Source organism: Collinsella sp. AF18-8LB (assembly GCF_003459795.1).
Taxonomy (GTDB): domain Bacteria; phylum Actinomycetota; class Coriobacteriia; order Coriobacteriales; family Coriobacteriaceae; genus Collinsella.
Genome location: NZ_QRWU01000012.1, coordinates 23,965 through 30,711, shown reverse-complemented (window position 1 = coordinate 30,711; position 6,747 = coordinate 23,965). Strand labels below are relative to the sequence as shown.

The window sequence follows — 6,747 nt, the reverse complement described above, 5'->3', positions numbered from 1 at the left end:
TACCTTTCCCTCTCGCTCACGGCTTCGCAGAGTCGCGCGAGGGAAAGGTATCTCCCCGCCCCGCGCCCCGGCGTTGGGTCGTCGCGTGCTCGCTACAGAAAAGCTGATATTAAAGTTTGTGTGCCGCCCCCTATGGGGCGGCACGTTTTGTGTGGGGGCGGACAGTTAGTTCAGATTCGTATTTTCCAATCGCTCGATGGCTGTCTTTTGGGTCCTTGGAGGTCTGTTGGGCGTCATTTGGATGCCTGTTACGCCTGACTTTGGGTCTTTGATGTCCGTTATGGGGGACCAAAATGCAGCAAACGGAGCGTGTCGGCCCTTCTGTGGGGGGTCTGATTTATACATATCTGAACTAACTGTCCAGGCTGCTTCGCTTGGGGCTGTCACGTTTTACTTGAGGTCCCGGTCTCCACAATTTTCGTCAAGCTTTTGGTTAGATTTTGGTCAGCTGGCGTAAGGGTGGAAGGCCAAAAGATTGCTGGCGAAAAAAGCTCAGAGAAAGTGCTGGTAGGGGAGTTGTTGAGCTTTTCGACAGCTTTTGAGCAAAAGAAACTTTGTGGCTATTGCCGGCGATTGCGTTGCCGCGGTCATGGCGGTGCGGGATGCTGGCCGTAAGCGTCGAATGCCCCGATTTTGGAGGCCAACATGGATCTGTTTCTTGAGACTCCGCAGCAACAAGCTGAGCGCATGCTGCGTCAGCAGCAACGACTCATGGAGATGCAAATGCAAGGGGTTGCCAACCAGGCGCCTGTGCAAAACGTCGTGCCCGCTGCTGTACCTGCAGCTGTGCCCGGGTGTGAATCGGCGCCAGAGGCCTATTCCGTACAGCAAGATTCATATGCGCAGGAGCTCGCGTTCGACAAACGCCGCGCGCGCCGCCGCCGTTTGGGCCAGCGCCTGCGCACATTGGCGATGATCGTGCTCATCCCGTTGGGGCTTGCGGCCATCTTTCTGGCGTCGTATGCCCTCACGTGCATCCTCAACGGCGCATCGCCCAACGAGGTGCTTCAACATCTAGCGGCACTGGGCCAGCGCCTAGGTGACGTCATAACAACCATCCGCGCCGGCTGGGAGAGCTAGCGTTTTAGCGCCCGCGGCTCTAAGAGAAATTTGTCTGCAAGGCAGTGAGTGATCCGTGTGTATGGCGGGGTAAGATTGATCGCGGTTTTGATTGGTGCTCGATTGGGTTTGTTGGGCGGAGTTTATGTCTGCTATTGATATTGTGCTTGTTGTGATCGCCTTGGTGGCGGTGGGGGTTGCTGTGGCTTGCGCCATCCAGCTCAAGAGCCTGCGTGCCGAGTTGCGGGAGCGTGGCGACAGTAGCGCGGAAACGCTGGCAGCACTCGAGCAGGCCAACAACGCGTTCGATGCCCTGAACGTCGCGCTGGCTGAAACCCGCCGCACGGCCAATGCCATCGCGCAGCAGCAGACGACCGATGCGGCTGTGGAGCAGCAACGTTACCTGGCCATCGCACGCGAGTTCTCGCAAGCTGGTGACCGTATGGATGACCTGCGCCGCGAGACGACCCAACAGCTCGGCGCCAACCGCGAGGGCATCGAGCAGCGCCTGGACAAGGTGCGCGAGACGGTCGATGCCCAGCTGGGCGCCATCCGCAAGGACAACAACGTGCAGCTCGATCAGATGCGCGCGACGGTGGACGAGAAGCTCTCCCGCACGCTCAACGACCGTCTGTCGGCATCGTTTAAGCAGGTGAGCGATCAGCTCGAGGCCGTGTATAAGGGCCTGGGCGATATGCAATCTATCGCCACCGGCGTGGGCGACCTTAAACGCGTGCTGGGCAACGTGAAGGCGCGTGGTATTTTGGGCGAGGTGCAGCTGGGCGCGATCCTGGCGGACATCCTCACGCCCGACCAGTATCTGGAAAACGTCGCCACCAGGCCCGGCGCCTCGGAGCGCGTTGAGTTTGCCGTCAAGCTGCCGGTAGACGAGGGAGACCCCGTGCTGCTGCCGATCGACTCCAAATTCCCGGGCGATGCGTATGAGCATCTGCTCGACGCCCAGGAGTCGGGCGACGCGGAGGCCGTCGCCGCCGCGCGCAAGACGCTCGACACCATGGTCAAGCGCGAGGCTAAAGACATTTGCGAAAAGTACCTGAGTGTGCCGGCAACGACCAACTTTGGCATCATGTTCGTGCCGTTTGAGGGACTGTACGCCGAGATCGTCAGCCGCCCCGGGCTTATCGAGACCCTGGGCCGCGACTATCACGTCAACGTAGCCGGTCCCAGCACCATGGCCGCCATCCTCAACAGCCTGCAGATGAGCTACCAGACGTTTAAGTTGCAAAAACGCACCGACGACGTGCTGCGTGTGCTTTCCGCCGTCAAGGCCGAGCTGCCGCGCTATCAGGCGGCGCTGCGCCGCGCCCAGCAGCAGATCGAGACCGCGGGCAAGACGGTCGAGGGCATCATCACCACGCGCACCAACGTTATGGAGCGCAAGCTCAAGGATATCGACGCGCTGGAAGATGCCGAGGAGGCCGACGAGGTCTTGGGGCTCACGTCTGCGGGCCTGCTTGCAGGGCAAGAAGACGAGGACTAGCCGCACCTGACGGCGGGGCGTCTGCGCAGGCGCGGGGCGCAGCGCTTCTCGCATCGCACTTGCCTAAAGCGCACTTTAATGTGCAACAATGGTGTTTCGCCCTATCAGATGCGAAAGGAAGCCCATGTCTCAGAGAAGCACCAGTCCGCTCAAACGCTCAACCGTGCGTCGCACGCTGCAGCGTTTTTGGGACGTCACGCGCACACAGCCGCTGATCGTCTTTCTCTCGGTGTTCTCGTCGGCGGGCTACATCTTTTTGCTGACGTTTGCCAATACCTATGTGATGGCCCTCATTGTCGACCGCGTTCAAGCCGGTCCCGTGGCGGGTGACCAGGTGTTTGAGGTCTTCGGCCCCTATATCCTGGCGCTCGTACTCGTTAACCTGGTGGGTCAGATCCTCTCCAAGCTACAGGACTACACCGTCTACAAGCTCGAAATCGCAGGCAACTATCACCTGGCGCGTCTGTGCTTCGACACGCTCTCCAACCAATCCATGACATTTCACACCAGCCGTTTTGGCGGATCGCTCGTTAGCCAGACGAGCCGTTTTATGAGCGGCTATACGGGACTGGTGGACGTGACGGTGTATTCGCTCATTCCCACCATCACCTCGGTCGTCTGCACGGTGGCGGCACTCGCCCCGGTGGTGCCCACATTTACTGTGATCCTGGTGGGCATCATGGTCGTCTACATTGCGTTTGTCTGGCTTATGTACAAGCGCATCATGCCGCTTTCGGCCGCGACGTCCGCCGCGCAAAACAAGCTCTCGGGCGTGCTGTCCGACGCGGTCACGAACATCCTGGCCGTCAAGACCTGCGGGCGCGAGGACTTTGAGCACGATCTGTTCGATGCCGCCGACCGCGCCGCGCGCGATGCTGAGACGGTATCGATGCACGCCATGATGCAGCGCAACTTTACGACCTCGGGCCTTATCGTCATCACCATGGCCGTGGTGAGCGTGTTTGTGGCGGGCGGCAACGCGTGGTTTGGCATGTCGGCCGGCGCGCTCGTCATGATCTTTACCTATACGTACAACCTCACCATGCGTCTGAACTACGTGAGCTCCATGATGCAGCGTATCAACCGCGCGCTGGGTGACGCTGCCGAGATGACGCGCGTGCTGGACGAGCCACGTTTGGTGGCAGACGACCCGGACGCCCCTGAGCTCAAAGTGACCGAGGGCGCGATTGATTTTGAGCACCTGAGCTTTGCGTACCGTGACGCTGCGGCGGGTGAGAGCGTGTTCGATGACCTGACGCTTCATGTGGCGGCGGGCCAGCGCGTGGGCCTGGTGGGCAAATCGGGCTCGGGTAAGACGACGCTCACCAAGCTGCTGCTGCGCCTGGACGATGTTCAGGGCGGCCGCGTACTCGTGGACGGTCAGGATGTCTCGCGCTGCACGCAGCAGAGCCTGCGCCGCCAGGTTGCCTACGTTCCGCAGGAGGCGCTGCTGTTCCACCGCTCCATTCGCGAGAATATCGCCTACGGCCGCCCCGACGCCACCGACGAGCAAATTCGTGAGGCGGCGCGCCTGGCCAATGCCCTGGAGTTTATCGACCGCCTGCCCCGTGGCTTTGACACCATGGTGGGCGAGCGCGGCGTCAAGCTCTCGGGCGGCCAGCGTCAGCGCGTGGCTATCGCCCGCGCCATCCTAACCGACGCGCCGATTCTGGTGCTCGATGAGGCGACCTCTGCCCTCGACAGCGAGTCCGAGGCTCTGGTGCAGGAGGCGCTCGAAAATCTGATGCGTGGACGTACCTCCATTGTGGTGGCGCACCGCCTGTCCACCGTGGCGGCGCTCGACCGCATCGTGGTGCTGGCCGATGGTGAGATCGTCGAGGACGGCACGCATGCGCAGCTTGTCGAGGCGGGCGGCGAGTATGCAAGCCTGTGGAGCCGCCAGACCGGCGCATTTTTGGAAGCGTAACGACCCTATACGTGGGACAATTGTGCTCATAAGTTTATTGTGCCGTTGAGCCGAGGAGTCGTTATGCCACGCGAGACCAATGCCGCCAAGCGCGAGCGCGCCATCGAGGTGTGTGAGCGCCTCAACCGTCGCTATGGCCCGGTCGAGTGCTTTTTGGACCACGAGAATCCCTTCCGCCTGCTGATCGCGGTGCTGCTTTCGGCGCAAACGACCGATATGCAGGTCAACAAGGTGACGCCGCGGCTGTTTGCCCAGTGGCCCACGCCCGAGGCCATGGCCGGGGCGAGCGTGGCTGACGTGGCGGACACCATCAAGTCACTCGGCTTCTACAAGAGCAAAGCCAAGCATGCCGTCGAGGCCGCGCAGATGATCGTCGCCGACTATGGCGGCGAGGTGCCGGCCGACATGAAGGAGCTCGTCAAGCTGCCGGGCGTGGGGCGCAAGACGGCGAACATCGTGCTCAACGTGGGGTTTGGCATTGTCGAGGGCATTGCGGTCGATACGCACGTCAACCGCATCGCGCATCGCCTAATGCTGAGTCCCAAGACGCATGCCAAGGAGCCGCTCAAGACCGAGCGGGATCTGCTCAAGATTCTGCCGCACGAGTATTGGGAGTCGGTCAACCATCAGTGGATCACCTTTGGTCGCGAGATCTGCGACGCCCGCAAACCCAAGTGTGACGAGTGCCCGCTGGCAGATTTGTGCCCCAGCGTGCGCGTAGCGGGGTAGGGCGGAACGCATCTTCGTCTGGCGTTTTTTGCGGGGCTAGGTTTGCCCTTGAGCCGGAGTCCTCTCCATGCGCTACCATGACAGACAATGTATTTGACGTACGACCTGCCGAGCTTGCCCCGGCGGGCTTTTGGCGTTGCAATGCCGGAGGAACAGCATGCTCATTCACCGTATAGCCGCGCAGCTCTACACTGCCGAGGCACTGCAGACCGTCGAGGCCGGGCTCGATGCCGGCGAGGACGTGACGCTGGCCGTGTCGCAGTCGGGTCGCACGCTTATGGCGGCAGCCCAGTTTGCGCGTCGCCCGCGCCCCACGGTCTACATTGTGAGTGGCGAGGATGCGGCCGATCGCGCCGCACGCAGTCTGGCCGCCTATGTGGGCCTGGCGCACGTGTGCCGCTTTCCCGAGCGCAAGGACTACCCTTGGCGCGAGCAGGCGCCCGACGACGCCGTGGTAGCCCAGCGCTGCGAGGCGCTCGGGCGCATCGTGCGCGGGGACAACTGCATCATGGTCGCCTCCGCTCGCGCACTGCTGCGTTGCGTGCCGCCGGTCGAGAGCCGCTATTGGGAGTCCACTACTTTTACGGTGGGCGAGGAGATTCCCTTCGACGAGGTGCCGCAGCGCCTGGTGGGCATGGGCTACGCCAATGCCGGTGCCGCCGACGCGCCCGGCCTGTTCCGCGTGCACGGCGACACCGTCGAGGTGTTTCCCGCGCAGGAGAAGGCACCCGTGCGCATTGAGTTCTTTGGCGACGAGATCGACCGCATCCGTCGCATGGTGAGTTCCACGGGCCAAACCATCGGCAACGAGGACAGCATTGAGATCTTCCCCTGCCGCGAGCTGGCGCTCACCGACGAGGCAGTCCACAACATGCATGTGGCGCTCTACCGCGCCAGCCAGGACGACAGCAAGCTGGCGGCGCTGCTCGAGATGGTGGACGCGCGCATCGTCACGCCCGAGCTCGACCGCTTTTTGCCGGTGATGTACGGCCAGACCGTGAGCCCGTTGGCGCACGTGAGCGGCAAGGCACTTGTGGTCCTGTCCGAGCCGCGCTCGCTGTTCGACGACTGCCTACGTGCCTACGAGGATATCGAAGCCCGTGCCGACGAGGCGGGGATTGACCGTCTGGACGGCCTGTACGTGCGTGCCCAGCAGCTCGACTTTGGTGCTCAGCAGCGTCTGAACTACGTGAGCCTGATTCGTGCCGGCGGCGCGGTTACGGCCGAGCTCAAGATTGAGCAGCCGGCCATTGCGGGCTCGGACAATCGATTTATGACGCGCATTCAGGAGGTTGTGGGCAAGCGCTACGCTTGCGTGTTTGCCATTCCCGACCGCGGTGCGCGCGAGTCGATGGAGCTCACCTTTGGCGATGCGGGCATTACCTTTGAGGAGTCGCTGACTGCCGCCCCCGAAAACGCCGGCGTTATCGGCGACCGTGTACGTGTGGCGGCGGCGGATTCTGCCGACCGCGCCGCCCGCCAGGGGGCCCATGCCTCGATTCGCGAGCGCCATGCCGACGCGCTCAACGCC

Annotated in this window: 4 protein-coding genes and 1 pseudogene; all 5 read left to right on the top strand. The window is 62.4% G+C overall.

Going from position 1 to position 6,747, the window contains the following annotated elements; translation table 11 throughout:
• The first annotated feature begins 645 nt into the window (after positions 1 to 645).
• Entirely contained in the window at positions 646 to 1,080 is a 435-nt protein-coding gene (locus DWX25_RS08880) for a hypothetical protein (RefSeq protein ID WP_117735428.1), read from the top strand.
• Between the two features lie 124 nt (positions 1,081 to 1,204).
• Positions 1,205 to 2,560: a DNA recombination protein RmuC gene (locus tag DWX25_RS08875; RefSeq protein WP_117799296.1), complete on the top strand. Its 1,356-nt coding sequence runs from the start codon at positions 1,205 to 1,207 to the stop codon at positions 2,558 to 2,560.
• Between the two features lie 124 nt (positions 2,561 to 2,684).
• Positions 2,685 to 4,487, top strand: coding sequence for an ABC transporter ATP-binding protein (locus tag DWX25_RS08870; protein ID WP_117799297.1), 1,803 nt, complete (start codon positions 2,685 to 2,687; stop codon positions 4,485 to 4,487).
• A gap of 63 nt (positions 4,488 to 4,550) precedes the next feature.
• Complete coding sequence (gene nth / locus DWX25_RS08865) at positions 4,551 to 5,216, top strand: endonuclease III (RefSeq protein WP_117743114.1); 666 nt, start codon at positions 4,551 to 4,553, stop codon at positions 5,214 to 5,216.
• Positions 5,217 to 5,373: 157 nt separating this feature from the next.
• A pseudogene (locus tag DWX25_RS09725) lies at positions 5,374 to 6,747 on the top strand (transcription-repair coupling factor); the annotation flags it as partial.